The organism is Amycolatopsis bullii (assembly GCF_014654205.1).
Classification (GTDB): Bacteria; Actinomycetota; Actinomycetes; order Mycobacteriales; family Pseudonocardiaceae; genus Amycolatopsis; species Amycolatopsis plumensis.
Genome location: NZ_BNAW01000032.1, coordinates 67,647 through 92,931, shown reverse-complemented (window position 1 = coordinate 92,931; position 25,285 = coordinate 67,647). Strand labels below are relative to the sequence as shown.

General features: G+C 67.4%; 14 protein-coding genes and 1 pseudogene. 6 read left to right on the top strand and 9 right to left on the bottom strand.

Annotated features, from left to right (window positions below; all coding sequences use genetic code 11):
- The coding region (locus IE317_RS44750) for a hypothetical protein (protein ID WP_229902989.1) at window positions 1-229 on the bottom strand (229 nt) is incomplete at its 3' end.
- A gap of 29 nt (window positions 230-258) precedes the next feature.
- Between IE317_RS44750 and IE317_RS29470 the strand changes: the two genes are divergently transcribed.
- Both IE317_RS29470 and IE317_RS29465 read left to right on the top strand, forming a co-directional pair.
- Window positions 259-1,032 carry an AraC family transcriptional regulator gene (locus tag IE317_RS29470; RefSeq protein ID WP_191314605.1) on the top strand — a complete coding sequence of 258 codons (774 nt, stop codon included), beginning with the start codon at window positions 259-261 and terminating at the stop codon, window positions 1,030-1,032.
- 172 nt (window positions 1,033-1,204) lie between these two features.
- Complete coding sequence (locus IE317_RS29465) at window positions 1,205-1,657, top strand: (2Fe-2S)-binding protein (RefSeq protein ID WP_229902988.1); 453 nt, start codon at window positions 1,205-1,207, stop codon at window positions 1,655-1,657.
- Between the two features lie 320 nt (window positions 1,658-1,977).
- Here IE317_RS29465 and IE317_RS29460 read toward each other — a convergent pair whose 3' ends face one another.
- The 5 genes from IE317_RS29460 to IE317_RS29440 all read right to left on the bottom strand — a co-directional run bounded on the left by IE317_RS29460 (window position 1,978) and on the right by IE317_RS29440 (window position 18,912).
- Window positions 1,978-3,513, bottom strand: coding sequence for an RHS repeat domain-containing protein (locus IE317_RS29460; RefSeq protein WP_191314604.1), 1,536 nt, complete (start codon window positions 3,511-3,513; stop codon window positions 1,978-1,980).
- A gap of 10 nt (window positions 3,514-3,523) precedes the next feature.
- The gene (locus IE317_RS29455; protein ID WP_191314603.1) at window positions 3,524-3,880 is read right to left on the bottom strand and encodes a hypothetical protein; all 357 of its coding nucleotides are present in this window, start codon (window positions 3,878-3,880) and stop codon (window positions 3,524-3,526) included.
- A gap of 282 nt (window positions 3,881-4,162) precedes the next feature.
- A complete protein-coding gene (locus IE317_RS29450; RefSeq protein ID WP_191314602.1) occupies window positions 4,163-9,931 on the bottom strand; it encodes an RHS repeat domain-containing protein in 5,769 nt (1,922 codons plus the stop codon).
- A gap of 53 nt (window positions 9,932-9,984) precedes the next feature.
- Window positions 9,985-16,650: a LamG domain-containing protein gene (locus IE317_RS29445; RefSeq protein ID WP_191314601.1), complete on the bottom strand. Its 6,666-nt coding sequence runs from the start codon at window positions 16,648-16,650 to the stop codon at window positions 9,985-9,987.
- Window positions 16,651-17,871: 1,221 nt separating this feature from the next.
- Window positions 17,872-18,912 (bottom strand): amidohydrolase family protein, encoded by a 1,041-nt coding sequence (locus IE317_RS29440; protein ID WP_191314600.1) that lies wholly within the window; start codon window positions 18,910-18,912, stop codon window positions 17,872-17,874.
- Between the two features lie 62 nt (window positions 18,913-18,974).
- Here IE317_RS29440 and IE317_RS29435 point away from each other — a divergent pair, with 62 nt between their 5' ends.
- Window positions 18,975-19,565 carry a TetR/AcrR family transcriptional regulator C-terminal ligand-binding domain-containing protein gene (locus IE317_RS29435; RefSeq protein ID WP_191314599.1) on the top strand — a complete coding sequence of 197 codons (591 nt, stop codon included), beginning with the start codon at window positions 18,975-18,977 and terminating at the stop codon, window positions 19,563-19,565.
- 102 nt (window positions 19,566-19,667) lie between these two features.
- Here the strand turns inward: IE317_RS29435 and IE317_RS29430 are convergent, their stop codons facing one another.
- Window positions 19,668-21,785, bottom strand: coding sequence for an acyltransferase family protein (locus IE317_RS29430; protein ID WP_191314598.1), 2,118 nt, complete (start codon window positions 21,783-21,785; stop codon window positions 19,668-19,670).
- Window positions 21,786-22,009: 224 nt separating this feature from the next.
- Between IE317_RS29430 and IE317_RS44745 the strand changes: the two are divergent.
- Window positions 22,010-22,177: pseudogene (locus tag IE317_RS44745) on the top strand (glycoside hydrolase domain-containing protein); the annotation flags it as partial.
- A 112-nt stretch (window positions 22,178-22,289) separates the two neighbouring features.
- Window positions 22,290-22,520: a hypothetical protein gene (locus IE317_RS29420; protein WP_191314597.1), complete on the top strand. Its 231-nt coding sequence runs from the start codon at window positions 22,290-22,292 to the stop codon at window positions 22,518-22,520.
- On the opposite strand, the gene IE317_RS29415 is transcribed toward IE317_RS29420, so the two are convergent.
- Window positions 22,517-23,566, bottom strand: coding sequence for an EcsC family protein (locus IE317_RS29415; protein ID WP_191314596.1), 1,050 nt, complete (start codon window positions 23,564-23,566; stop codon window positions 22,517-22,519). The two genes, IE317_RS29420 and IE317_RS29415, sit on opposite strands and share 4 nt — an antisense overlap.
- A gap of 171 nt (window positions 23,567-23,737) precedes the next feature.
- Window positions 23,738-24,241 carry a nuclear transport factor 2 family protein gene (locus IE317_RS29410; RefSeq protein ID WP_191314595.1) on the bottom strand — a complete coding sequence of 168 codons (504 nt, stop codon included), beginning with the start codon at window positions 24,239-24,241 and terminating at the stop codon, window positions 23,738-23,740.
- Between the two features lie 104 nt (window positions 24,242-24,345).
- Here IE317_RS29410 and IE317_RS29405 point away from each other — a divergent pair, with 104 nt between their 5' ends.
- A complete protein-coding gene (locus IE317_RS29405; RefSeq protein WP_229902987.1) occupies window positions 24,346-25,254 on the top strand; it encodes a LysR family transcriptional regulator in 909 nt (302 codons plus the stop codon).
- Window positions 25,255-25,285: the final 31 nt, after the last annotated feature.

Here is a 25,285-nt window from a genome sequence, read left to right as displayed (position 1 = left end):
GGGCATCGGCGCCGGCGGCCGCGGAGGCGTTCGCCGCGTCGGTCGCCGCCTGCGCCGCGGTCCGCGACTGGTTCGCGGCGTCCGTCGCCGCGTCCCCAGCCGCCCGCGCGCTTTGCGATGCTGTCCGCGCCGACCGCGCCGCATCCGCGGCGGTCGACGCGCTCAATGCGGCGTCTCGGGCCGTCTGCGCCGCTGCGTTGGCATCACCGGCCTTCGTCTTGTCACCCAAGGCCGCTGCCGCTGCGTCGTAGGCCCGCGATGCCGCCTTCCCGGCCTGCGACGCGGCCGCCGCAGCTGGGCGACCGCCTGTACGAGTACCACGCTGGCCAGTACGTCGTCGCCTCGGTTGATCTGCCGGTGACCGCGCAGTTCATCCGAGCCAACCCGAGGGAACCCGCGCTCGGCTTCGGTCTGGACCTGCCGCCGGCCGCCGTCGCCGAAGTGCTGCTGGCCGCGGATCCCGGGGACCTGCCGGAACTCGACCCCGGCGCGCCGACCGGCCTGGCCGTCAGCGCCGCCTCCGCCGAACTGCTCGATGCCGTTGTTCGCCTCCTGCGGCTGCTCGACTCGCCCCGCGACATCCCGATGCTCGCGCCCCTGATCAAGCGGGAGATCATCTGGCGGCTGCTGACCGGTGAGCAGAGCAGCATCCTGCGCCAATTCGGCCTGCCCGACAGCAGCCTCAGCCACATCGCCAGGGCCGTCCAGTGGATCCGCGACAACTACGCGCTGCCCTTCCGCGTCGAGGAGGTGGCGCAGCGGGCAGGCATGAGCGTCTCCGCGTTCCACCGCAACTTCCAGGCCATCACCTCGATGAGCCCCATCCAGTACCAGAAGCAAATCCGCCTGCAGCAAGCCAGACTGCTGCTCGCCGCGAATCCCGGCGACATCGCCGGGATCAGCCGTCAGGTCGGCTACGAGAGCCCCGCCCAGTTCAGCCGCGACTACCGCAGGCAGTTCGGCCACCCGCCACGCCGGGACGCGGTCCGCCTGGGCGCGAACGTCCGAACCGGCGCCTCTCGCGACGGTTGATCAGAACTCGCGACTTCTTGCCCCATCCTGCCCACTTGCGTTGCGGACGAGTTTTCGCCACCGCGACTCGCATAGCCTCCCCGGACAGAGACACCTGAAACCGTTCACGGTCGGCTCGTGACCGACAACCAACGACGGTCGAGCGGGTCCTGACCCCGGAACGAGGACGCTGATGACCCAGCACACCCGCAGCGAGATATCGCTGCGAGTCAACGAAACGACCCACCGGCTGTCCGTGGACAACCGCAGGACGCTGCTCGACGCGTTACGGGAGGACCTCGGCCTCACCGGACCCAAGAAAGGGTGCGACCACGGGCAGTGCGGCGCCTGCACGGTGCTGTGCGACGGCCGCCGGGTGGTCTCCTGCCTCACCCTCGCGGTCGCCGCCGACACCACCTCGGTCACGACCGTCGAGGGGCTGGCCACCGAAGGCGAACTGCGGCCGATCCAGGAGGCATTCGTGCGCTTGGACGGCTTCCAGTGCGGCTTCTGCACCCCCGGGCAGATCTGCTCGGCGGCCGGGATGCTCGCCGAACACGCCGCGGGCTGGCCAGCGCCGTCACCGCCGGCGACGCGCCGGACCGGGCGCCGGAACTGGACGAGGCCGAGGTGCGCGAGCGGCTGAGCGGGACCCGACCAGGAACGGCGGCAACACGATCGTGCGGACCGACGACGGCGTCTTCGGTCAGGGCCCTTCATCGTGCTTCTCGATCACGTAGCTGATCGAGCCCTTCAAGGACACCTGCCACCGCGCAGGTCATCCCTCTCGAACCCAGTTCTCGGCACCACACGATGGGCAACGCATTCGATACTCGCCACTCCTGCCACTAGGACCTGGAAACCATTCCACTTCAAGTAAGTCGTCGTTATTTTCCGGGCAGCGCAATCCTTCCCTAACACCCTCGGTAACACGCTTGGCCGCCTCAATCCACGCCGAGCGGGTCATCAGCGCCCTCCCGAAATGTACGGACCCACTTGTTCGGCAAATTTGAAAGCCGCATCTGTTTCCGCCTTCGCCAGTCCTGCTCCCACACCGCCGGCAGATTGGGACGTCGCCAGGCGGTATGACTCGTGGGCGATGGTTTTCGCGAGCTCGGCATCCGAAGCGAACGCGCCACGCCCGATAACGAAGCCGTGCTCACCGAACAGGGTCATGCCGCTAGCACTGAGTGATGGCTCGTAAACGATCGTCGTTCCTCCCACTATGACCTCCTTCGCCTGACCAGCTGCATGGGCAGCACGGATCTCTCCCAACGCTTCAGACGCATAGATCGCCTGAGCATCCCTGGCGATCACTTGTTCCGCCCGAGTCAGGCCCGTCAGCGCTTTTGCTGCTTCGGCGGCCTTGCCAATCTTTCCGAACTCGCCACCCGGGACCACCATAGCAGCCACGCCCAGACACGCTTGGGTACTCCCGGTCGAGCCTTCGGGAATGTCTGCCAGGAAGACATCGTAGATGAACCCGGCGAACCCGGTGAGTTTTTCTCCCATCCGGCATTCATCAGCAGAGCCTCCCAGCGCATCGCATACCAGGGTGTTCCGCCACGGTGCAGAGCTTGCGAAGTCAATCGCTTCCTGCCACGTGAGTGCACTGGACCCCTTGTAACCGGAGTCAACGAACATCTTGAATTGTTCCTTGGACAGCCCGTGTCCGGCCGCGGGTCTCGCGAGCATTTCCTCACGTGGGGAATGCCGACGCTCCACGGGGGCGCGTTGCCAGTTGCGTCGGACTCCTGCGTTGTAGTTTTGGGCCTGGGCGGCCTTGGCTGGGCTCATGCTGGCGATTGCGTCCTGGCCGATCCAGGCGGGGCGGCCGTCCATCTGGATGATCAGACCGCTCGGGTCGCTGAAGCTGATCGGCGAGTTGTTCGCGTAGCTGTAGCCGTTGATCTGCTGCGGGTCGGCGGGGTTGAGGATCGGGTCGAGGGAGACGAAGCGGCCGAGGTCGGCGTCGTAGTCGCGGGCGCCCAGGTGGGTCAGGCCGGTGGCTTGGTCGATCGTGCCGCCGACGAATCCGCGTTCGCCGGGCAGCTCGCCGTTCGTTCCGCGCGGGGTCCCGAAGGGCGTCTGCCGTCGTTGCTGGACGGTCAGGTCCGTGGAGTTGATCGCGATCTGGGTCGTGCCCTGGTAGTCGGCGGCGAGCCAGCTCAGCCTTCCGCCTGTCCGGACCGCGATCTGTGTGCCGCCGTGGCTGTAGTAGCGGGTCGTCGTCGCCGCTCCGGACTGCTTGTCGACCCGGACCTCCTGGTTGCCGAGGTACAGGGTGGTGCCGGCCGGGTCGCGGCGGATCAGGCGCTCGCCGTCGGCGTCGTAGAGGAAGCTGGTCTGCGAGCTGCCTTCGGTGACTGTGGCGAGCCTGCTTTCCGTGTCCCAGTCCAGTGCCTGCTGCGTTGTGGCGCCGGGACGAGTCTTGGTGCTGCCGACCTGGTCATAGGTGTACTTGGCCGCGCCGGCCGGGCCAGAGGAAGCAACCGAGTTCAATCTGAATTAACTAGCCTAGATCGTTAGTTAATTCATCGAGATCCAATGGGACACTCTGCTCCAGAGTAAGGAAAGCAAAAATTTTATCCTTACGCGAAGCACGTCGAAGCTTTCTCCAGTCATCTCGATGCACATGCAGAACGTGCCTTTTTATGCTGATGCCACGCGGACTCGAAGTTCCATTCATTTCGTAGTTCTTAAAGTCCACCTGACCGACCAGCAGGTCGCAAACAATCTCACCACTAGCTAACTGCAAGCCGCCCCTCAACCAAAAGAAAGCTGACTCGTTAAGATCATAAGTGGAATTATGCCCCCATGCGCGTCCATCATATCCTCGATCGATAGCTAATTGACGCAAGGCGAGCACCTCGTTAAGACTCACCGTTCGCAGAGCCACACCACGCATAACCGAGTCGCCGGCAGCCCTCCCAGGCCACGAGCGAAGCAACGACGGAAAGAATCGGCGCCTCAGAGGCGCCGACCTGGCCAAACGTCGAACTTCTGCGCGTTCCCTCGAGGACAATGGGTGCCATCGTTTCCACCGAACTGGCTGTCGGTGCATTAAGTTCAACAGCACGTCTAAAACACCCATGTCACACCTCTTTCCCGCGAGAGTACCCGAACAGTCTACACGTCGACGAAACTCGACCTACCCTCCCCACCTGCCCCACACTGGTATCTCCTCGCCGAAGCCGATTCGACCTTGCCCCGCGCGATTCAAGAGTTCACCAATTCGCTGATTACCTTGAATAATCGTCAAGGTGCCATCAGCATTGCTATTCACCCTAATTAACTCGTCCACATTCGGATCCCGAGCAATCTTCAGCAATGTCTCATCAGACGCCCTGGCAACATTGCTTCCAGGACGTGGAACGACGTCGCCGTGCTTCAAAATACCAGCATCGCGCATCTCGTTCAGCCGACCAAGATTCAGAACCTTGGCGGTGACACCTTCCCCCGAAGAAGCCGCGCCACTCCGGAAAATCGCGCGGAACATTTTCGACAGAGCTCCACCAATTCCCATTTCCATATGAGTTGGCACCAATTGCACCGAGTCATGAAATTCTTCGGAACACGCACCTTTGTTGGTCGCACAGTAACTTTCGATAGCAGCAACAGTGTCAATATCGCTGTACGGGTAGTCGTCAGCGCGTCGCGCCATCCGATTAACGAGTGGGGTGCCAGCGTCAATCCATTCGGAAAGCTTCCAAAGATCGACACCCTTACTGGGAAGCAGGAGCCCGTTCAGGAACTTGCCGTCAGATCCCAAGTCTATGGCGACCGTACCGTTCTTGTACGCACGCGCAGTTCCAACCTGTTTCCAGCCCGAGCTCGCATTCTGACTCTTGCTCGAGCCCCAGTTACGCTTGACTCCCGCGTTGTAGGTGCGCGCACGCTCGGCATTTGCCGGGTTCATGGCGCTGATAGCCGCCGTACCAATCCAGGCTGGACGGCCATCCATCTGCAAGATCAGACCGCTCGGGTCACTAAAGCTGACCGGCGAGTTATTCGCGTAGCTGTAGCCGTTGACCTGCTGCGGATCCAAGGGGTTGAGGATCGGGTCAAGCGAGACGAAGCGACCGAGGTCGGCGTCATAGTCGCGGGCGCCGACGTGGGTCAGGCCGGTGGCTTGGTCGATCGTGCCGCCCACGAACCCGCGCTCGCCGGGCAACTCGCCGTTCGTTCCACGCAGATTCCCGAACGGGGTCTGCCGTCGTTGCTGGACCGACAAGTCGGTGGTGTTGATCGCGATCTGGGTGGTGCCCTGGTGGTCGCCGGCCAGCCAGCTCAGCTTTCCACCGGTCCGCACCGCGACCACCGCACCGCCGTGACTGTAGTAACGCGTCGTCGTCGCAGCCCCGGACTGCTTGTCGACCCGAACCTCCTGATCACCGAGGTACAGGGTGGTGCCGGTGGGGTCCCGGCGGATCAGGCGCCCACCGTCGGCGTCGTACAGGAAGCTGGTCTGCGAGCTGCCTTCGGTGACCGTGGCAAGCCTGCTCTCCGTGTCCCAGTCCAGCGTCTGCTGCGCCGTGGCGCCAGGACGGGACTTGGTGTTCCCGACCTGGTCATAGGCGTACTGGGTCGTGCCGGCCGGGCCAGAAGAAGCAACCGAGCTCAGGATGTGCGGTTTCGGGGTCCCGGGCGCGGCATAGGTGTAACGGCGGGTGACATCACCGGCGGCGGAATGCTGGGTGTCGGTGGTGCGGTTGCCGGACTTGTCGTAGGTGAAGGACTGCCAGTAGCGGGCCGGGCCACCGAGCCCGCCGGTAGCGGGGTCAGTGCTGCAGGGCGCGCTGGCCGGCGTCCAGGCCTCGGTGAGCCGCTGCAGGTAGTCGTAGCGGAAGCACTGGGTATCGGCGGGTTGGTCGAGCGGGGTGTCGGCGATCGAGGTGATGGCGCCGACGGGGTTGTAGGTGTAATGGGTGTCGGCCTGCATGGGGTGGGCGACTTCGGCGTCGACGATGGTGCGGTCGAGCCGGCGGGTGTTCGTGTCGTAGTAGGACGACAGCCAGGCGCGGTTGCCGGTGACGCCGAGCTGGAGGCGCTGCAATTCCCCGTACTTGGTGTAATCGGATGTGGTGACGTATTCCTCGGTGCCGTTGTTGATCCCGCCGCTGGTGCTGGTCGCGTTGCCCAGATCGTCGTGGACGTAGAGCAGGCTTTCCCTGGGCAGGTCACCGGCCTTCGGGGTACCCACGCTGCCGAGGGTGGTTCCGTCGGAGGCATAGTTGAGGTAGCTGGTGTAGCTGCCGGCGAGCTGGGTTCCCTCGCTCGCGGGGACGGTAGTGGTCAGGATCGTCGGCTTGTCGAGCGGGCTGTAGGCGTTGATCTTTTTGACATAGGCGTTGCCGTTGACCCAGCGGGTCGACGACGCGAGCTGCCCGACGCCCTTGTACGCGGTGTCGTAGGCCCATTCGGCGAGTTTGAGCCCGGTGGTGCTGCCCTCGTAAAGGCCGGTCTTGCGGCCCAGGTGGTCGTAGCTGTATGCGAGCGTGACGCTGCGCGCGTCGGTGCTGGTCGCCAGCTGGTTGAGCTTGTCGTAGGTGTAGGTCGTGGTTCCACGGTCGGGGTCGTCGGCCCGGATCGGCAAGCCGTGCAGGTCGTAGCCGTAGGCCCAGTGGTTGCCGCTGGAGTCGGTGACTCCGGCGAGCTGCCCGGCCGCGGTGTAGGTGTAGGTCGTTTCGTCGTAGTCACCGGTCGGCTCGGCGCCGTGGTACTGGCGGAGGTTGCGGGTGTGGCCGCGGGCGTCGGTGATCGTGGTGGTCGGCGTGCCACCGCCGGGCGGAGTGACACTGATCCAATCACCGCCGTAGGTCGTGGTGGTGCGCCAGCGCTCGTTGGCGCCGGTCTTGTAGATGGCCGCCACGGGGCGCTCCGCGCCGTCGAACTCCGTGGTGGTCAAGCCGGGGATCTCGGTGTCGCTCGCGACCCACAGGTCGGTGTCGACGGGCTGGTCGTTGTAGAACGGCTGGGTTGTCTTGAACGCGCGGCCGTGGGAGTCGTACCGGGTGTCGGCCAGCAGCCGGCCACCACCTGGCGCCGGGGTTTGGACCTGCCGGGTGCGATAGAGGCTGTCAAGGATCGTGGTTGAGGTGGTGAAGTTGCCGTTCGGCCCGACCCGGGTGGTCGACACCGCGCTGGGCCGGTCGTTGCGGATGTCGTAGGTGAACCGGGCGCTGCCCTGCGGATTGTCGGAGCGGAGCCGGTTCGGCGCCCAGACCTCGGTAGTGCGCCCGAGGGCGTCGTAGGTGGTCTCGGTGACCCAGTTGTTGAGGCCGGTGACCGTCATCGGTGTCCCCCACGCGGGCTCGTAGACCCTGGTGGTCTTCTGGTTGAGCGCGTTTGTGAGCTCCAGCTGGGTGACCGGTCCGCCGGTCGCGGGCGTGTACGTGGACTTCGTCGTGTTCCCGTCCGCGTCGGTGACCGCGGTCGCGCGCCCGTGCACGTCGTAGGCGGTGGTGGCGACGGTCCGGTACTGCGGAACGGCCCCGTCGTAGTGGTCGATCTCTTCGGCGAGGGTGATGTCGCCCTTGGTCGGCGGGGTTCCGTTGGGCTGCGGTGTCCCGTCGCTGCGGGTGTCGTAGGACGTGCGGGTGTCGGAGATCGTGTCGCGCGGATACTGCGGAGTCTGGTCGCAGTTGACGGCGGTGGTTTCGACGCGCGAAGCGAACTGCATCAGCCAGAGTGCGGTGTTCTGCGCGTAGGTCGTTGTCGTGCATCGGTCGTCGTCGGCCGCGTTGATGTCACCGAGGTCGTTGACCTTGGTGGGCAGCCCGTACTGGTCGTACTCCGACGTGACCTTCGTCGTGCGCCATCCGCCGGCCGCGAGCGCGGTGAAGGTGCGTTCGGTGCCGGTGTGGACGAGGTAGGCGTTGAACGGTCCCCGGGTGGCGGTGGGGCCGGTCCAGCTCGGGTCCGTGATGGACTTGCTGACGACTGGGCCGTTTTCGCCGTTCTTGGTGATGCTTTCGAAGGAGAAGCCGCGCAGCCAGTCTTCGTCGGCGTGCGTGCCGCCTTCGCTGTCGGACAGCGTGACCGCGCGGGTTCCGGCGTTGGGCAGCTTGTCGCCGTTCATGCCGCGGTAGTAACGGCTCTCGGCGTAGCTCGTGGGGCCGGTGAGGTCGTCGGGCTTGCCGGTGCGGACGATGACCCGGCCGAACCCGCGGAAGTCGTCCCAGGTCTTCTTGTCCTCCGGCGTGAATTCGGACGTGCTGAAGTGCCATGCCGCGCCGTCGGGGTACTCGTAGTTCGTGACCTGCTCGGTGCTGGAGCCGATTCGATCGGACTGGACGACCGAGGCGACGACGTACTTGTTGAAGTAGTCGGTGCGCTCGGCGTAGTTGCGTTTCGCCCACGTCGCCGGGTAGCACCGTTTGGTGTTGGTCTCCGGCTTGTCCGGTAAGGCTCCCGGACCGCAGTCGGGGGCCGCGTAGTTGACGGTGGTGACACCGCCGGATTCGGACACGATGGCCGAGAGCCGGTAGCGGTTGAGCGGCCCGACCCCGTCGGACGCGTCGCCCTTGTCGGCCCGGTTGGCCAGCTTCTTGCCCTCGAAGGTGACCGCAGGCAACGTGATCGGAGTCCCGACCAGGCCGGTGTGGGTGATGCTCTTCAGCCACAGCGCAGCCTTTTCGCCGTCGCCGGGATCGGGGAAGGTCTGCTGGAGGGTCCAGCTGTCGACGTCGGCGTAGTCCGTGCCCCTGCGAACCTTGGTGGTGATCTTGGCGAGCCGTTTGGTGGACCAGAACGTCGGGGAGTAGTGGTCCTTGCAATCGGCTCCGCAACGTTCACCGAGCGGGACGTCCGGCCAGTTCTCCGGGTGGTCGAAGGTGCACAGGCTGCTGCCGGGCACGCAGCGGTCGCCGGTCTCGAACACGACCTTGCCCGACGCCGGCGCGGAGTCGCCGTCCCGCAACCCGTACTGCACCTCTTTGAGGGTTCCGCCGCGCACATAGGACACGGGCGAGTTCTTGACGTTCTGGCCGTAAGTACCGGTCTCGACGTCATAGGTGTAGAGGATCATGTTGCCGTGCCGGTCGACGACCTTGTCGAGGTTCCACCGGTAGCCCTGCACGCACGAGGAGTTCTCGAACTTGCCGTCGGCGGCGTGGCACGGCTCTCCGGCGTCATCGCCGTAGACGGGGACGGTCCAGGTCGAGTTCGCCCCCGACGTGACACCGAAGAAGTACTGGGTGCCGTCCAGCGTGGTGATCTTCCACGCTTCGCCGTCGTGAGCGCCGTTGCCCGCACCCGTGAGGTGCTCGATGCGGGCACCATTGTCGGACTTCTGGCGCCAGACGTTCTTGGCCGTGTCGTGGATCAGGGGGCCACCACTGCCGTTGTAGGACGCTGTGGCGTTGTCACTCTTCCAGCACAGGTCCCCCACCTGCGGTGGGGTGGTCCCGCCTTCCTTGTCGTCGACGCAGGAGCCGTACGTGCGTTCGATGAAGCCGGGGTTGAGCTCCCAGCCGTCGCCGATCCAGGACGCCTGGTTGTTGGTCGCACTGGTGCGTCCGTCGATCTCCGACGAGTTGTAACCGAGCGCCAGATCGGGCGTGAGACCACCGGAGGCGGGAGGCACACGCAACGGGTACGACCAGGTGAAGTCACCGGTCTGCTCCGAGACGTCCCAGGTCGCCGAGGGCGACAACGAGGTTGCCTTGCTCGTTCCACCCCCGTCCGGCGTGGTCGATCCGGTCCCCTGGTTACCGCTCAGAGCGTGCGCACTGGCCTCGTCCGGAGCCCGTGGGGTCATGGTCTGCTTGGCGACGTTCGCCGAGTTGGTGCTCGGCAGTGGGACGCTCGGGCCGGCAGCCGCGTTCGCGATGCCGGTCGTGCTGACCATCGTCATCACCAAGGCGCAGGTCAGCACCGTGGTCAGCGTTCTTGAACGGCTGAAGGCAGCCAGTCGCATCGTTCCTCCAGGGACGGGAAGGTCGGGGCTCGGGGATACGGTCGTGCGACCGATCAGCCCGGAGGTGCCGGGAACGCAGGCGTAACGACGGGCAGTGCAGTGAGGGTGTAGCCGAGGAGCGTATCGACCGTGCCGCCGTAACATTCCTGCGAGTTCGCGGTGATGGTGTCGACACCCGGGAAAACGCAGCGGTAGAGAGCCTGGCTGGCCATCCCGTCCGGCGGTGCGCTCCAGATCTGGCCGATCGTGCCGAGCACGGTCTTTCCGTCGCAGGCGACGTCGGTGGAGAGGAACTTGTCGAAGTCGTTGGCACAACTCAGCAGGGGCCGGGTGCCGGTCTGGGAGGCCAGCGGCAGGTACCCCTGGAACACCACAGCCGTGTAGCCGGGCAACCCACCCGTGGTGGTCGCCATCCGGTCTATCGCACGGTTGTTGTCGGACATGGACAGCGCCGCATAGGCGATGCTGTAGCCCAGCAGCACCTCGCGTGTCGCGCCACCGCAATCGGCCTGCCTGCTGTCGAACCGCTCGGTACCGGTAGTGCAGCGGTAGATCGCGATGCTGGGGACATTGGTGGGCTGCTGGGTGAAGACCTTGCCGATGGCGCCGCTGACAGTCTTGCCTTCGCAGGCGTTGTCGGTCGAAGTGAACGCGTCAGCGCCGTCCTGGCAGGAGTAAAGCGTCGTTGTCCTTGCATTGTCGCCGCTGACGAGCATGCCGAGCGTGTCGTCGACGTGGTAGCCCGCCGCAGGGGGGTTGCTGGTGGCACCGGTGTAGTGCTCCCCCACGCCGTTGACGTACCGGCCGAGCTGTCCGGCAGTGACGGTGGGCCACGCGGCGTTCTTCGCGATCGAGGCCTCGGTGAGGACGCCGTAGCTGGTGGATACCTCGTCGATGCTGCCGGGGAAGAAGTCCGCTCCCACGCCGTTCAGCAGGTCACGGCCGATGGTCAGGCCTCTGGTCGCGGCCCACGGTGCGACGTTGGAGCGCGAGCCGCCGAGCTGCCCGTCGACGTACAGCCGAAGTTGCCCAGCGCTTTCGTCGTAGATCCCGGTCAGGTGGGTCCAGCGGTCGAGCACCGGGGTCTGGAAGGACACGGCGTAGGTGAACGGGGAGGAGTCCTGGTCGGCTGCCGGTGTGCCGAACACCCAGCGGTTGAGCTCGGGCCGGTACTGCAGCACGAACCCGCTCATCCGCGTCCCGTCTTGACCGAGGACGGTCGCGACCTTGTCCGTGCGCGACAGCTTCGCCCAGGCCGACACGCTGAAGCTCGCGGTCATCGGCACGCCCACATCGGGAGTCTGTGCGTTCCCGGTGCTGCCGTCGAGCTGCAGCCCCTTCCCGCTGATCCCGGGAGCCGACGTGACTCCGCCGGAGAAGACCGCGTCGTTGTGCCGCCACAAGTAATCCTTGCCGGTTCCGGCGTCGAAGTGCCAGTCCCCCGCCGGTGCTTCGATGACATCTGCCGTCACCTTGCGGACCTCACTGTCGCTCAGCGTTCGGCCGAACACGCGGACGTCGTCGATCGGGCCGGGGAAGAAGCCTGTGTCGGAGCCGTTCCACTTGCCGCTTCCGATTGTGAACGGGCCCGTGATGCCGGCCAAGGTGACACCGACCTGGACCGTGGTGAGCGCACCGTTGACGTAGAGCTTGACGACGTGTTGCACCGCGTCGTAGCTCATCGCGAGGTGGGTCCACTCGTTCGTGACCACTGCGACGTTCGACACGACGGCTGTGACGGCCGGATCGTTCTGGTCGGACTGCGGGATTACCACCGCCCACTTGTGCAGCGTGCCGTTGTACTGCACCTGGAACCCGCTGACCGCGGTGCCGCTTTGACCGAAAATCGTGTAGTTTTTGTCGTCCGATTTGGACAGCACTGTCCACGCGGAAATCGAGAAACTTTGGCCGGTGTTGACGACCGGCCCGGAGGCGACGGCATGTCCGGTGATGCCGTCGAGCCAGGGGCCGCCGCCGCTGCGGCCCAGGGCCCACTGGTAGCCCCCGGCCAAGGCGGCGTCGTGGCCCCGGCCGCTCATGTCCTGCACCCGTGCCGTGCCGATGTTCTCGTCGAAGTCCCACTTGGCGACGTCCGCGGTCGGCAAGGTCGCCGGACTCGTGTCCAGGGCTGGATACGAACCGTAGAGAGAGGAGATGTGGTCTCGGTCCAAGGCGCCCGCGTAGAGGCGAACGTCGTCGATAGAGCCGGGCCAGAACTGCGCGGCCTGGCCCGCTGCCTTTCCACGCCCGAAGACGGCGCCGCCAGCGGCCTGCCACGCTGTGTTCAGGGTACCGTCACCCACTCGTTCACCGTCCACGTACAGCCATGTCTTGCGGGACTGCTTGTCGTAGACGCCGGTCAGGTGCGTCCAGGTGTTGATCTCGGCGGGGAACGCGGATACGGCCGCCCTGGTCACGGCGGCGTTGTCGCTGTCGGATTCGGCCATCTCGAACACCCACTTGCCGCAAGCGTTCTCGTCTCCGACGCCGTCGAAGCAGGCCGCGCTCATGTCGTCCGCGACGTGGCCGAGGCGGAACTTGCTGGCCCGGTTGCCGTCGACGCTGACCGCGGTGAATTTGGACACCACGTCGCTCTTGCGGTCGAGGTACACCCACGCGGATACGGTGAAGCTGTCGTCGGTTCGCAGGTCGACACCGGAGGTCGAGACACCGCCCGTTGCGCCGTCGAGCTTGACGGCGTTACCCACTCTGCCCGGTACCAGGTGTGCGCCGTTGTTGAGAGTGCCGGGGCGGGCACCGATCGAGTCCGCGGTGTTGGTGCCGCTGGATTCGTCGAGCTGCCAATCGTGCACCAGGGCGAGGTCACGGCCGGCCATGGCGCGGACTTCGTCGGTGAACAAGGGGCGGCTATAGACCTTGACGTCGTCGACTGCACCGACCAGCTGGTTGCGCCAGGTGTCGGCCCACATCGCGCGGCCGATGTCGAACTCGCCGGTGGCGTTCCACGACGTGCTCATCGTCCCCGTCGCCGAGAGCGTGCCGTTGACGAACAGCTGCATCTCGCCGGTGGCGGCGTTGTAGGTCGCGGCGAGGTGGGTCCAAACCCCGGTCTGGACCGGCTGCGCCGACCGTACCCTGGGGGTCGAGGACGGCCAGTCGGCGTCACTGCCGTTCATGGCGAACGCCCACCGGTCGTCGGCGGATCCGCTGTAGCCGAGAGTGAACACAGAGGTCCGCGTGCCGGTCTGGCTGGCGACCGCCCCCCAGTCCGCGGTCTTGCTGCCCAGCTTGACCCACGCGGCTACGGAGAAGCTCTTGCCGGTGTCAACGGCCGGAGCGGAACTGAGGTAGCCGACGGAACCGTTGAAACTTGCGGCCAGGTCGCTCGGGTCCGGGTTGTTGGTCTGGCCGGGCGCCCAATCGATGAGGCCGTTAGCCGTGCCGTTCTTCCCGTTGCCGGAAGCGTCCTGGGCGTTGCCGTCGAGTTTCCAGGTCGCGGCGGTGACGTTGCTCTGGGCGACGATGCCCTGGATCTCGTTGGCGGCCAGAGGACGGGTGTAGGCCCGAACCTCGTCGATGTCGCCGGCCCAGAAGCCGGTGGCGGCACCATACTGTCCGCGGCCGATCACGAACGGCCCGTTCGCCGTCCACGGTGTCGCGGGCGCGGCCGCGGTGGCGGCTTGGACCCCGTTGACGTACAGCGTGATGGTCTTGGCCGCGCCGTCGTAAACGCCGGTCAGGTGGGTCCACACTCCGATCTGGACGGTACCGGCCGCTGACCGCGCCTCGGCGAGTGCACTGCCGACGGCGTCGGACGAGTTCATCCCGAAGATCCACGAGCCGTTGGCTTGCTTGAGGTGCAGGCCGCTGACGGTCGTCCCGTCCTGGGTGACGGCGGCCATGTCCGCGAGCTTGCTCGGCTTGACCCACGCGCCGACGGTGAAGCTCTGATCAGTCCGCAACGCCGGGCCCGACGTGGCGGCGTAGCCGCGGGTCCCGTCGAAGCCGACCGCACCGTTGACGGCACCGGCCTGGGTGAACGACGCGCCCGGTTGCAGGACCGCCATTTCGCCGCCTGCGGTGGCGTTGCGGGCGGTCGTACCGCCGGTTTCATCGAAGTTCCAGTACCCGCTGGCGACGTTGTCGCGGGTCACGATCGATTTGACCTCGGCGTCGCTCAGCGCGCGGTCGTAGGAGCGGATCTCGTCCGCCGCGCCGGACAGGTAGCCACCGCCGACCGCGCGGCCGACGGCGAACTCGCCGGTCGCTTCCCAGGGCGTGGTCCACGGCTGGGTGCCGGCGAGATCACCGTTGACGTAAAGCCGGATCTGGCCGGCCGCAGCGTCGTACACGCCGGCCAAATGCGTCCACGTTCCCGTTTGAGCCGGGGCGTTGGACAAGACGGTGGTCGTCGCTGCGGAGGGGTTGTCCGCGGTCCGCAGCGTGAAGGCCCATTTGTCGATGCCACTGCCCGGGTAGCCGAGGGTGACCATCGAGGCAGTCGTGCCGTTCTGGCTCGATAGCACCGACCAATTGCTGGACTTTCGGGCCAGATTAACCCATCCGGCGAAGGTGAAGCTCGTCGCGGTGCTCGCCGAGACGGGGGCGGTGACGTAGTCGGCGACGCCGTCGAGGCGGATCGCGGAACCGATCGCGCCGGGAGTATAGGCCGGGTTGCCGTGCAGTGTCGCATCACGGAACCCGAGCGTTGCGGTGTCCTTGGTGTTCCCGTCGAACGACCACTGGGCCAGCGGCCCGTTCCCGGCCCGTACGTAGAAGTGGTACACCCGGTTCGGGCTACGGTGACCGGCCCGATCGACGCTCTGCACGTACAGATCCCGAGGTCCGTCACCAGGCGGGGTCAGCTTCACCGATGCCTTACCACCCAGTGCATCAGCGTCGACCGGGGTCGTCGGCGGGTCGTTCCAGCCGTACAAAAAGTGATCGACGTCGGTGACGCCGTTGGAATCGAAGGTGAACGTGTCCGGAACGTCCACCCCGCCGTGCCACAGATTGTCCTCGCGATACAGCGCGGCCGACACGGCCGGCGGCTTATCGACTCCGACCTGGTCGACGACGAACGGGCCCGGCCCGTTTCGCCAGTCGCCGCCGTCGAGGCCGTCACTGCCCCATACCGTCCAGCTGACACGTTGCCCATCGCGATCCTGCAAGTTCACGTCGGTGCTGAAGTATGCCCCCGACGCCTGATTGGGCCCGACGTCGCGATGGTCGGCGCTGGGCCCACCATAGATGTCCCAGATCGGGTGAAGCTGATCGTTTCCGTCCGGGTCCGACAGCCGGGTCAGCAGCCGGATCGAGTTGTCGGCCACGTACGGGACGCCATCGCACCAGCGGCACGGCGCCGGCAACGGGGGATCCGTCCTCATCTCGTACGGCGGGTTCGGGCGAGTGTTGTACCAAACCCGCAAAAGTGTGCTCGGCACGTCGTACCGACGCCAGTCAGAAGTCAGCGACTCGTTCGCCGCGCGCAGGAAGTAGGTCGATACCCCACCAGGATTGATGTTGCCCGGCTGCGGACTGAACCGGACGTCCTGGTAGGTCCCGCAGCTGTCGCCGCCACCGACCCCGGCGTCCGCCACCCAGTGCCCGGAGGGCATGTTGTTCCAGTTGGTGTCCCAACCCAGTCCCCAGTCGGCGTAGTACAGCTGATGGAGTGCGGTGGAGCACTGCGGACCGTGGACCACGGTGGTGTCGAAGGCCAGGCCGTTGATCGCCCGGCCGGCCAGGAAGCTGGTGTCGAACTGGAAATACGTGCGAGCGACCTTGATGTTGTTGCAGTCCGAGCCGTAACACTTGCCGGACTTCGCCCAGGCATCACCGTCGCCTGTGCCATTGACATAGCTTCGTGTGGGGTAACCGGAGAACACCTTCGCCCACATCGACTGGTTCCACGCCTTCATGTCCGGGTCGACCACGACCGGGAACCGGGTCGCCGGATCCTTCAGCATCGCCACGTCCGGTTTCAATCGCAGAGTGGAGCCGTCCACCGCGACACCCACCCGGGCCGAGGCGACCTCAGGGCCACGGGCATCCCACATCGACGCCGACGGCGACACGAACACCGATTTCCCGGCGTCGTCGAGCGCGCGGAGCCGCCCTTCGGCATCGGCCTCCACACGCAGGCCCTCAGTTTTGAGGGTAAAAGCGAGGTCCCGCAGGGCAGGGTTGTCCGCCGCCGCCTTGTCCCGGACGACCACGTGCTGTTCGTACCCGTCGACGCGTGCCCGCATCACCAGATCCACGCCGGGCAGCACATCACGATATGTGGCTGCACCGTCCTGGAGAGACGGTTCGGGCAGGCGCCCCGGCCACGACAAGCTCATCCGCTTGCCATCCCGCGCGAACTCGACCAGCGGCGCGTCGCCACCGGCGGAGAACTCGAGATCTCCGACCGTCGCTCGAGGACGAACCGCCCCACCTTCCGCTGGCTTCAAGGTCGCGTCGACCGGCACCCACTTATCACCACGTCGAACCCGCGTCGGCACGGCGGACAGCTCGGCAACCAGTAGCCCGTTCGGCTCAGCGAGCACCCGCTTGGTCTCGGTGGTCAGGTTCGCCACCTCCACCCGCGTCCCCTGCCGACGCGCGGCAGCGAACGCCGCAGCCTCATTTGGCGCCGACGCGACCGGCGCCGCGGCCGGAGCAGCCGGCTCGCTACCCGTCACGACCACCAGCACACCGGCTAGAACAACCACGACCAGGCAAAACGCGCGCAGCTTCAAGCCACGCGCCAGCACCCGACGCACCACAGCAGGGACCCCCTCGGTCCGGTCGACGCGCGTCCCCGACGCCACGCAACCACAAAGTAAGGAGAACAATTCACGATCATCAAGACTCGGCAAAGCCGCCAACCGGGTGATCGATCACATGTTTGAGACACTGAGGCGACGGGCTGGTCCTATTTGATCGTTATGTCGCGATGTCTGGCTAGTCGAGAGATGAGTGCCGAACCAGCATGTCTGCTGAGTCGGCCCGCCTGCAGGCGAGGACCGCGACAGCCGTCGGGATACTGGGGGCCCGCCCAGGCGGCAGCCGCGTCCGCGGGCGCGCTAATGGCCGTCTCGGCTCCGCCGTCCGGATAGCGGATGCGCTACAGGATTCGCCCGCGCAGTTCCGACAGCACCGCGGTACCAAATTCCTCCGCCAAGTGCGCGCCGCGCCCGTGCCCCACGGCGGCGGCGATGTTCAGCGAGAAATGCGTCAGCCGAGCCCTCTGGTTGCGAGGCGGGTAGTTCGCGTGGGCCACTGACGAGAGAGCGTACTGACGGTCACCTGACTGAGTCTGGCCGGGCAGCAGTCACCGCCTCCTGAGACACAACTATCCGCTCATGCCGCAGAGCGTACGCCTCGGCAAGCGACGCGCGGCAGCCCAACGGGGGACCGGCTGCGCGACTGACGTAGCTAGTCAGTGCGGATTCCGGTTGCACGGCAACGCTCGACTTGATGCTGCTCGACTGGCTCCAAGCCCGGGGTCCCGTGCCGATCGCGCGTTTGTTCGCAACGAACGCGGGCGGTCCTCTCACCAATTTCACTGGGGCACAGCTGGGGCAAACCCCCTGTTACAACTGCGCTGAACAGCACACAGTTGCCAGCAACGACGGTCATGCGCATCATTCCACTAGGCGATTCTCTATCGCCGCAGGTCAGGGCCATGATCGACCCACACTGGCAGTGAGGGGGTCAGGGGTTCGAGTCCCCTTAGCTCCACAACGCAACGAACCCCTTCGTTCAGCCGCTGCGGCTGGCCGGAGGGGTTCTCTGCGTTCCGGGTCCGATCTTCAGTGATCGGCTTATGGCGCGATCTTGTGCTCCTGCTGGGGCAGAGTTCGGCCGGACCCGCCGGCACCGTGGGGCAAGTCGGCGTGTGTTCGAGAACCGTGCGACCTCTGACGAATCCTCGATCAGACTTCCGATGAGTCGATGGCAAGCTTCTCTTCCTCGGTCGCCCTGGATCTGAATCAAAGCTCGACCCCCGCGCACCAGACCCGGCTGATCGCGCGGGTGGCGCGGATGTCGGCGACCGGGTCGCCGTCGAGCAGGACCAGGTCTGCGCGCAGCCCCGGCCGGATCGCGCCGCGGTCGCTCAGCCCGAAGTGCTTCGCCGGCAACACGGTCGCGGCACGCAATGCCTCCACTGTGGACAGTCCAGTGGCGACGAGCAGTTCGAGCTCGTCGTGCAGGCTCGCGCCGTGCGCGACAGGGGACGGGGATCCCGGCGCGGCGTTCGCGTCGGTACCGGCCAGGACGGCCGCGCCCGCGCGGTGGAGCCGGGTCACCGACGTCGCCGCGCCCGCGTAGAGCTGCGGCTGACCGGCCGCCGTCGCAATGCCCTTCATCATCGTCAGCGTCGGTACGACGACCTTCGCCCGCGCGAGGTCCCCGTCCGCGATCGGCGGCCCGAGCGGCGCGTGCGTGACGACGTCCACGCCCGCGTCCAGCGCCATCGTGTACGCCTCGGTGTTCGCGGCGTGCGCGACGACCAGCAGCCCGGCCGCGTGCGCGGCTTCGGTGAGGGCGCGGGCCACCGGCAGTTCGGGACCGCCGCCCCCGGGCGCTTCGAGCACGATCTTGAGGTAGTCCGACCCGGCCGCGGTGCGGGCCGCGACGAAGTCCGCCGCACGCGCGGGATCGGTGATGACCGCTTCGGCGGGCATGCCGGGCATGCGGGCGTGCAGCCCGCCCGGCCCGATCGCGGGCACGCCGGCGCTGCGGATATCGGTGAGCCCCGGCTGGTTCCGCAGGCCGGCCAGCAGCGCGGCCGACGTCGTCGCCATGTCCAGGGCCGTGGTGACGCCGTACCGGGCGAACTGTTCGAGGTTCTCTCGGCCGTGCAGGTGGACGTGGGCGTCGATGAGGCCGGGAAGCAGGACCTGGCCGGTTCCGTCGAGCACCGAGCCGCCGGTGGCTTCGCCGGACAGGCGGCCGCCGTCGACGAAGACGGTCCGCGGTTCCGTGAGCCCGGCGCCGTCGAAGACCCGGACGTTCGTGATGGCCGTCATCGCCCACCCTCTCATAAGGAACGGTATCGTTCACTAACGAACATACCCGAGAGGAGCGCCCGATGGCGGAGACCCGGCGCCGGGGCGACGCGCTGGTCCGCGCGATCCTCGAAGCGGCGCTGGCCGAACTGGCCGAAACCTCGTTCGAGGAGCTGAGCTTCGAGAAGGTCGCGGCCCGCGCGCGGACCGGCAAGGCGGCGCTCTACCGGCGGTGGGCGACGCCCGAGGATTTGGTGCTGACCGCGCTCACCGACCCGGACGCGGGCTTCGGGGAGCCCCGGCCACCGGAAACCGGAACCCTGCGCGGCGACCTGCTGGCCCTGCTCGGCGGGCTGGCCCGGGTGCTCGACGAACCGCACGGCCGGGCCCTGCGCCCGCTGATCACCCAGCGGGCGCGCCACCCGGAGCTGTTCGCCCGGGTCCGCGCCCTCGTGCTGCGTCCCCGCCAGGAGCTGATCCTCGGCCTGCTGACCGACGCCGCCGAGCGCGGGGAGGCACGCCCCGCCGCGGCCACCGCCCGGATCGCCGCGGTGGGACCACGCCTGGTCCTCGTCGAACACATGGAGGCAGGGACGGTGACCGCGGCCGAGGTGACAGCGATCGTCGACGAGGTCCTGCTGCCCCTGGTGCAACCTCCGGCCCCCGGCCGATGAGCCCACCGAGGACCCCTTCGCCGAAGCCGCTCATGACGCTCGTCCGGCCGTACTGCACGGCCCGAGCTGATCCTGATCGACGTGTCGGTCAGTGGGCGGGGGCTAGATTCCCAGGGCCTGGCGGAGGGGGGTCGCCAAGGTGCGGATGTAGGTGTCCGTGAGGTGGTTGTCGCGGTAGACGACCACGTTGCCCACGACCGCCGGGCACAGGTCCGCCGTGCAGATCCAGTTCGTCAAGTCCACGACCCGCACGCCGGGGATGGTGGCCGCGGTGGTGGCCAAGGGGTCGGTGAAGGCGTCTACCGCCTTGGACCTCGGCTTGTCGCAGGAGTGAGGGGCTGGGTTGCGTTGCAGGCAGTTGAGGACGTTGTCGTCGGCGCGGGGGGTGTCCCTGATGACGGCGACGGGGATGCCCGCGGCGGTGATCTTTTCGAGGTACGAGCGGTAGCCCGCGGTGAGCGCCTCCGGGGACTTCCACGCCCACCTGAGGTCGTTGAGGTAGGACTCGGGGGACATGGCCGCGGTGACCAGGAGGTCGGGCTTGTCCGCCAGCATCGAGTCGATCTTCAGTTTGTCCTGGGCGGGGCACTCGGCGAACGGCTCGGGTCGGCTCGGGTCGGCGTCACGCGTCTTGGTCGGGGCCGCGGCGCTGAAGGGGCAGCCGTCGTGGAGCATGAACTTGACGCGCCAGCCGGCGCGGTGGGCGATGTCGATCAGGGCCGTGGCGAACTGGGTCATGTGCGAGTCGCCGATGACGGCCATCGTCTTCGTCGCGCCGGCGCGGCCGTAGGCGCACTTGTCACTGTTCATCGGAAAGGCCACCGGGTCGTACTGGCCGCAGCCGTCGTGCCACACCGAGGCGATGTCCTTGGCCGCCACCGACGGATCGGGGACGACCGGCACGCCCTCGCGCGCGGTGAGGACGTGCGCCGGGTCCAGCGCGAGCGCGCCAGGGTGGTCGGCGTCCAACGCGATGTCGGCCTGCAGCGCGTCGAGGCGGTGCTGCGCGATCTGCCACGGCACCGTCGCGGCCACCGTGGTGACGACCACCATGCAGGCGCCCAGCGCGTAAGCGGCGCGGCGCCTCGGCCGCGCACCCCCGCGACGGGGCCGCGGTCGCCGCAGCGGGTCCTCGACCAGGTGCTTCGACAGCGCCGCGAGCACCAGGCTCGACACTGCGGCGACCAGCACCTGACGCTTGCCGAGCTTGGCGGCACCCGCCTCCTCCAGCAGGAAGACCACCACCGGCCAGTGCCACAGGTACAGGCTGTAGGAGATGTCGCCCACGTAGCGCAGCGGCAGCAGGCCCAGCAGCGGCGACAGTTCGCCGGCCCGGGGACGCTCGGCGGTCCCCGCGACCAGCAGCGCGGCCGCGCCCAGCGTGGGCAGCAGGGCGATCCAGCCGGGGAACGCCATGTGCGTGCCGAAGGTGAAAGCGCTGACCAGCACCGCGGCCAGGCCCAGCCACCCCAGCGCCAGCCGCGCGGCGAAGCGCACGCGCACCTGGCGGACGACCATCGCGGTCAGGCCGCCGATGCCCAGCTCCCACATGCGGGTGGGGGTGATGAAGTACGCCTGACCGTGGTTGATCTGCGTGTAGACCGCGGAGAACACCAGTGACGCCACTGTCAGCACCGTGATCGCGCCGAACGCCACCGCCACCGGACGTGAACCGGACCGCCGCGCGATCGCCGCGCTGAGCAGCAGCAACAGCGGGATGACCAGGTAGAACTGCTCTTCGACGCTCAACGACCAGAAGTGCTGCGCGGGCGAGGCGGAGGCGGTGGCCGTCGCGTAGTCCGACGAGAACAGGGCGAGCACCCAGTTCTGCGCGTTCAGCGCGGACGCCACCACCTCGCGCAGGATCTCCGGCCGGCGCGACACCGGCACCAGCAGCACCGTCGCCGCGACGGTGGCCAGCAGCACGACGGTCGCCGCGGGCAGCAGCCGCCGGATGCGCCGGGCGTAGAAGCTGAGCAGCCCGACCCGCCCGGTGCGGCGCAGTTCACCCGTGAGGGTGCCGATGATCAGGTAGCCGGAGATCACGAAGAAGACGTCGACGCCGACGAATCCGCCGGGCAGCCACCCCGGCCTGAGGTGGTAGAGGAGCACAAGGCCGACGGCGAGCGCGCGCAGACCCTGGATGTCGTCGCGCTGTTTGTGGCCGGTGCTCGCGGGCGCGGCGGGTACGGACGCGCGGGCGCTGACCGTGGACGTCATGATGTTCGAAGCCCCCTGGCTTTGTTTCCCCAGCGGCCCCCCGGCGACTGCCGTCCGGTATGAGCGCCGCAAGACTCCCCGCGCGCGTCCCAACAGGACCCACGCGAACCATCGGTGTGCGTCCGACGGGCGTTACAGGCGCAGTTGAAGCTACCCCACCCCAATCCGACGCCTGAACCCGCGGACGCCTTGGCCGCTCGAACGAGTGAAGGCACTTCGGTTTCCAGAGCGGCACGCGGATCTATTTCGACGCATTCGACTTCCAGATCACCGACAACGTCATTCCGCACTTCACCGGGATGAGGGACACGTTCACCAGATACGGTTACGGCTACACCATCGGCGTCTACGGCCCGCGCATGTCTGCAGCCGAATTGGCGCGGCGGGGCTGAATTCAGCGAGTTTCGTGTCGGCCCCGTTCGACACCTGGGGCGGCACGTTCGACCACCCCTGGGAGTCCCACTTCCAGATCGGCGTAGCCCGGAGGACCCTCGACTCGACGCCGTGGCCGCCCGCATACTCCTTGCTGCGACGCGCGGTAGCCAGGACTGGGCCGACTCCGGGACGACGTTCACCTTGTTGAGTTGGACGGTGCTGGCCGGCGGGTTCGCCGTCTGGTCGTCGCGGCTGACGCGCAGCCGAACGATCTGGCTCGCCGGCCTGCCCTGCGTTGCGCTCGGTGCGATGCCCACCGCCATCGTGGCGGTGGATCTTCTCTTCCTTCTCCCCCGCTAGGACTGGCGAGGGGGCTGCTCGGCCGCGGTCGCTTCCTCGACGATCTCCGCGATGTGGATCGTGTCGTCGTCCGCGGCAAGGTCGGCGTCCGTTATGGTCGCGGTGACATCGACCGTCCTCAGGTTGTGCTTCTCACGCAGGAACCGCTCGCGGTAAAGATGTTCGGCGTCCTCGGTGAGATTGTGCAGCAACCGCGCGTTGAGCCCGGCGCCGATCACGATGCCGACCACCGGTACGGCCTGTCCGAGCTTCTGCCTCGTCAGCCGAAGTGCGAATCGCTCGTAGAACGCTTTGACAATCCTCGTGACGCCGTTCTTGTTCAGCTGATCCCATGCCGCCTTGCGGGCGAGGTCGTTCACGAGCTTGTTCAACTGAACATACGCGATGGTTTTGCTGGCTTGCTGGGCCATCCCGAAGTTGAGGACTCCGAGCGCGAAGACCCTCTCCTGCGGCAACTCGGTGTCGTAGCCGTAATATGCGGCGGTGTGGGCGATCGCCCTTGTCATCGCACCCAGTACCAGCACGGCGTCGGCCGCCATCGCCGCGGCGACCGTGCCGGCACCAGGCGCCGCGCCGGCGCCCGCACCGAAGATGCCGCCGGCTGTCGTGAGCAGTTCACCGCCGGATACCGCCAGCCCGGCGCCCGCGCCCTCGACCGCGCTGAACGCCGTGTAGCGCAGCCCCAGACGAGGCTTGGCCTTGTCGATGTCGGCCAACTCGAGCTGGTGGATGTCGCTCAGTTCGTTGACGGTGTGCCCACGCTTGGCATAGGCCGCGACGACCGCCTTGCGCCGCAGCGTCGCCTCGCTGGTCTTGTTCACCAACCGCAGCAATCCCTCGATCGCGTTGCCGACGATCTCGGTCAGCTGTTCCGCGCCGGGCACTTGCTCGAGCCGTCCCTTGGCCATCCGGCCACCCTTGACCACGCGATCCCGAACCCGGGGCGGTACCAGACGGCGCTCGGCGGCGGCCAACCGCTCGTCACGCCAGCGCTCGATGTCCTGCCACGCCGCAAGCTCGTACGGGCTCATCCGGTCGATGCCCACAGTCACCCCTCGAAAGCGAAACCGCTTCGCCTGCCGCGGCGAACTCATAGGGCATGGTAGGCGGAGAGACCGGCGTTCCGGCGGCGCCCAGCGGACCCAGCAGTGCTCGCCCGCCCGGCTGGCGAATTCCGACGGCTTTCATGTGCGCCTCCTTTCGCGGTTCCGGAGGGCTCAGGCGGTGAAGATCGCGGCCGGGTCGCCGGTGAACCACGTGTTGTCGATCCGCATGCGGTGGATCAGCCAGCGCCCGCCGTCCCGGACCAGCTCGACGTCATAAGGGTTCTTCAACAACGCGAACACTGCGCGGTCGGCGGTCAGCAGGTGCTGGGCCTCGACGAGCGCGGTCAGCCGCGCGGTGTCGTCCTCGACGGCGACACGCGTGTTGGTGACCTGGTGCGTGGTGTCCACCCGGCCGGCGAACAGGCCGAGGATGGTGGTGACGATCGTGTCCCGGCCCGTCATCAGCGGCGGCCGCGCACCCCACTTCGCGGCGGCCGGCCGGAAGTCCAGCTCGGCGTCCGCGGTGAACGCCGACGCGAACAGCGCCCCGTCCTTCAGGTCCTGGCCGAGGGCGAACCGGTGCAGCGCGTCGACGATCTCGACCCGGTCCCGCAGCTCCGCCACGACTGCCGCGCCGCTCCCGGCGGCCATTGCGTGGTCATCAGTGACGTACATGCTTGCTCCTTTGTGGACTGGCTTTCGCTGCCTCCACTCTCCGGCGGGCAGAACCCCGGAACAACGCCGATGTGTGCCATGATCGTGAAGCCACGCTTAACTAAGTGAGGACGGGCATGCTCGAGCGGCACGAACTGGAGGCGTTCCTGACCCTGGCCGAGGAATTGCACTTCGGCCGCACAGCGGAGCGGCTGCACGTGTCCACCGCCCGGATCAGCCAGACGATCCGCAAGCTGGAACGCCGGGTCGGAGTCCCGCTGTTCACCCGCACCAGCCGCCGGGTCGAGCTGTCCCCCGTGGGCCGCCGGCTCCGCGACGACCTCCGGCCCGCGTGGGCCGCGATCAACGCCGCGGTCGCGCACGCGATCGAGACCGGCCGCGGGTTCACCGGAACCCTGCAGGCCTGCTTCACCGGCGCGGCCGCGGGGCAGCTGCTGGTCGGCGCCACCGACGTGTTCCGGGAGCGCCACCCCGACTGCGACGTCCGCATCCGTGAAGCCCAGCTGGCCGAACTGATGCCCTGGCTGCGCGACGCCGAAGTCGACCTCGCGCTGGCGACCTTCCCCGTGCACGAGCCCGGCATCGACAGCGGACCCGTGGTGGTGTCCGAAGCCCGCTTCCTCGCCGTCCCGGCCGGTCACTCCTTCGCCGGGCGCGACTCCCTCTCCGTCGAAGACCTGGCCACGGTCACCATGCTGCAGCTCCCGGACACCCTGCCCGAATCCCTGCGCGCCGACCGGACCCCGGCGACCACGCCGGCCGGACACCCGATCCGTACTGGCCGCACCGCCGCCACGTTCCAGGAAATGCTCACCCTCGTCGGCGCCGGACACGGCGTCTTCCCGGTCGGCGCCAACGTCCGGCGCTACTACGCCCGCCCCGACGTCGCCTACGTCCACCTCCACGACGCACCACCCCTGGAGTGGGGCCTGCTCTGGCGCACCGACAACGCCACCGCCCGCGTCCACGCCTTCAGCGCCGCCGCCCACGACCTCGTCTCCGCACACCGCTGACCGCGGCTCCACGACGACCCAGCCGGTGAAG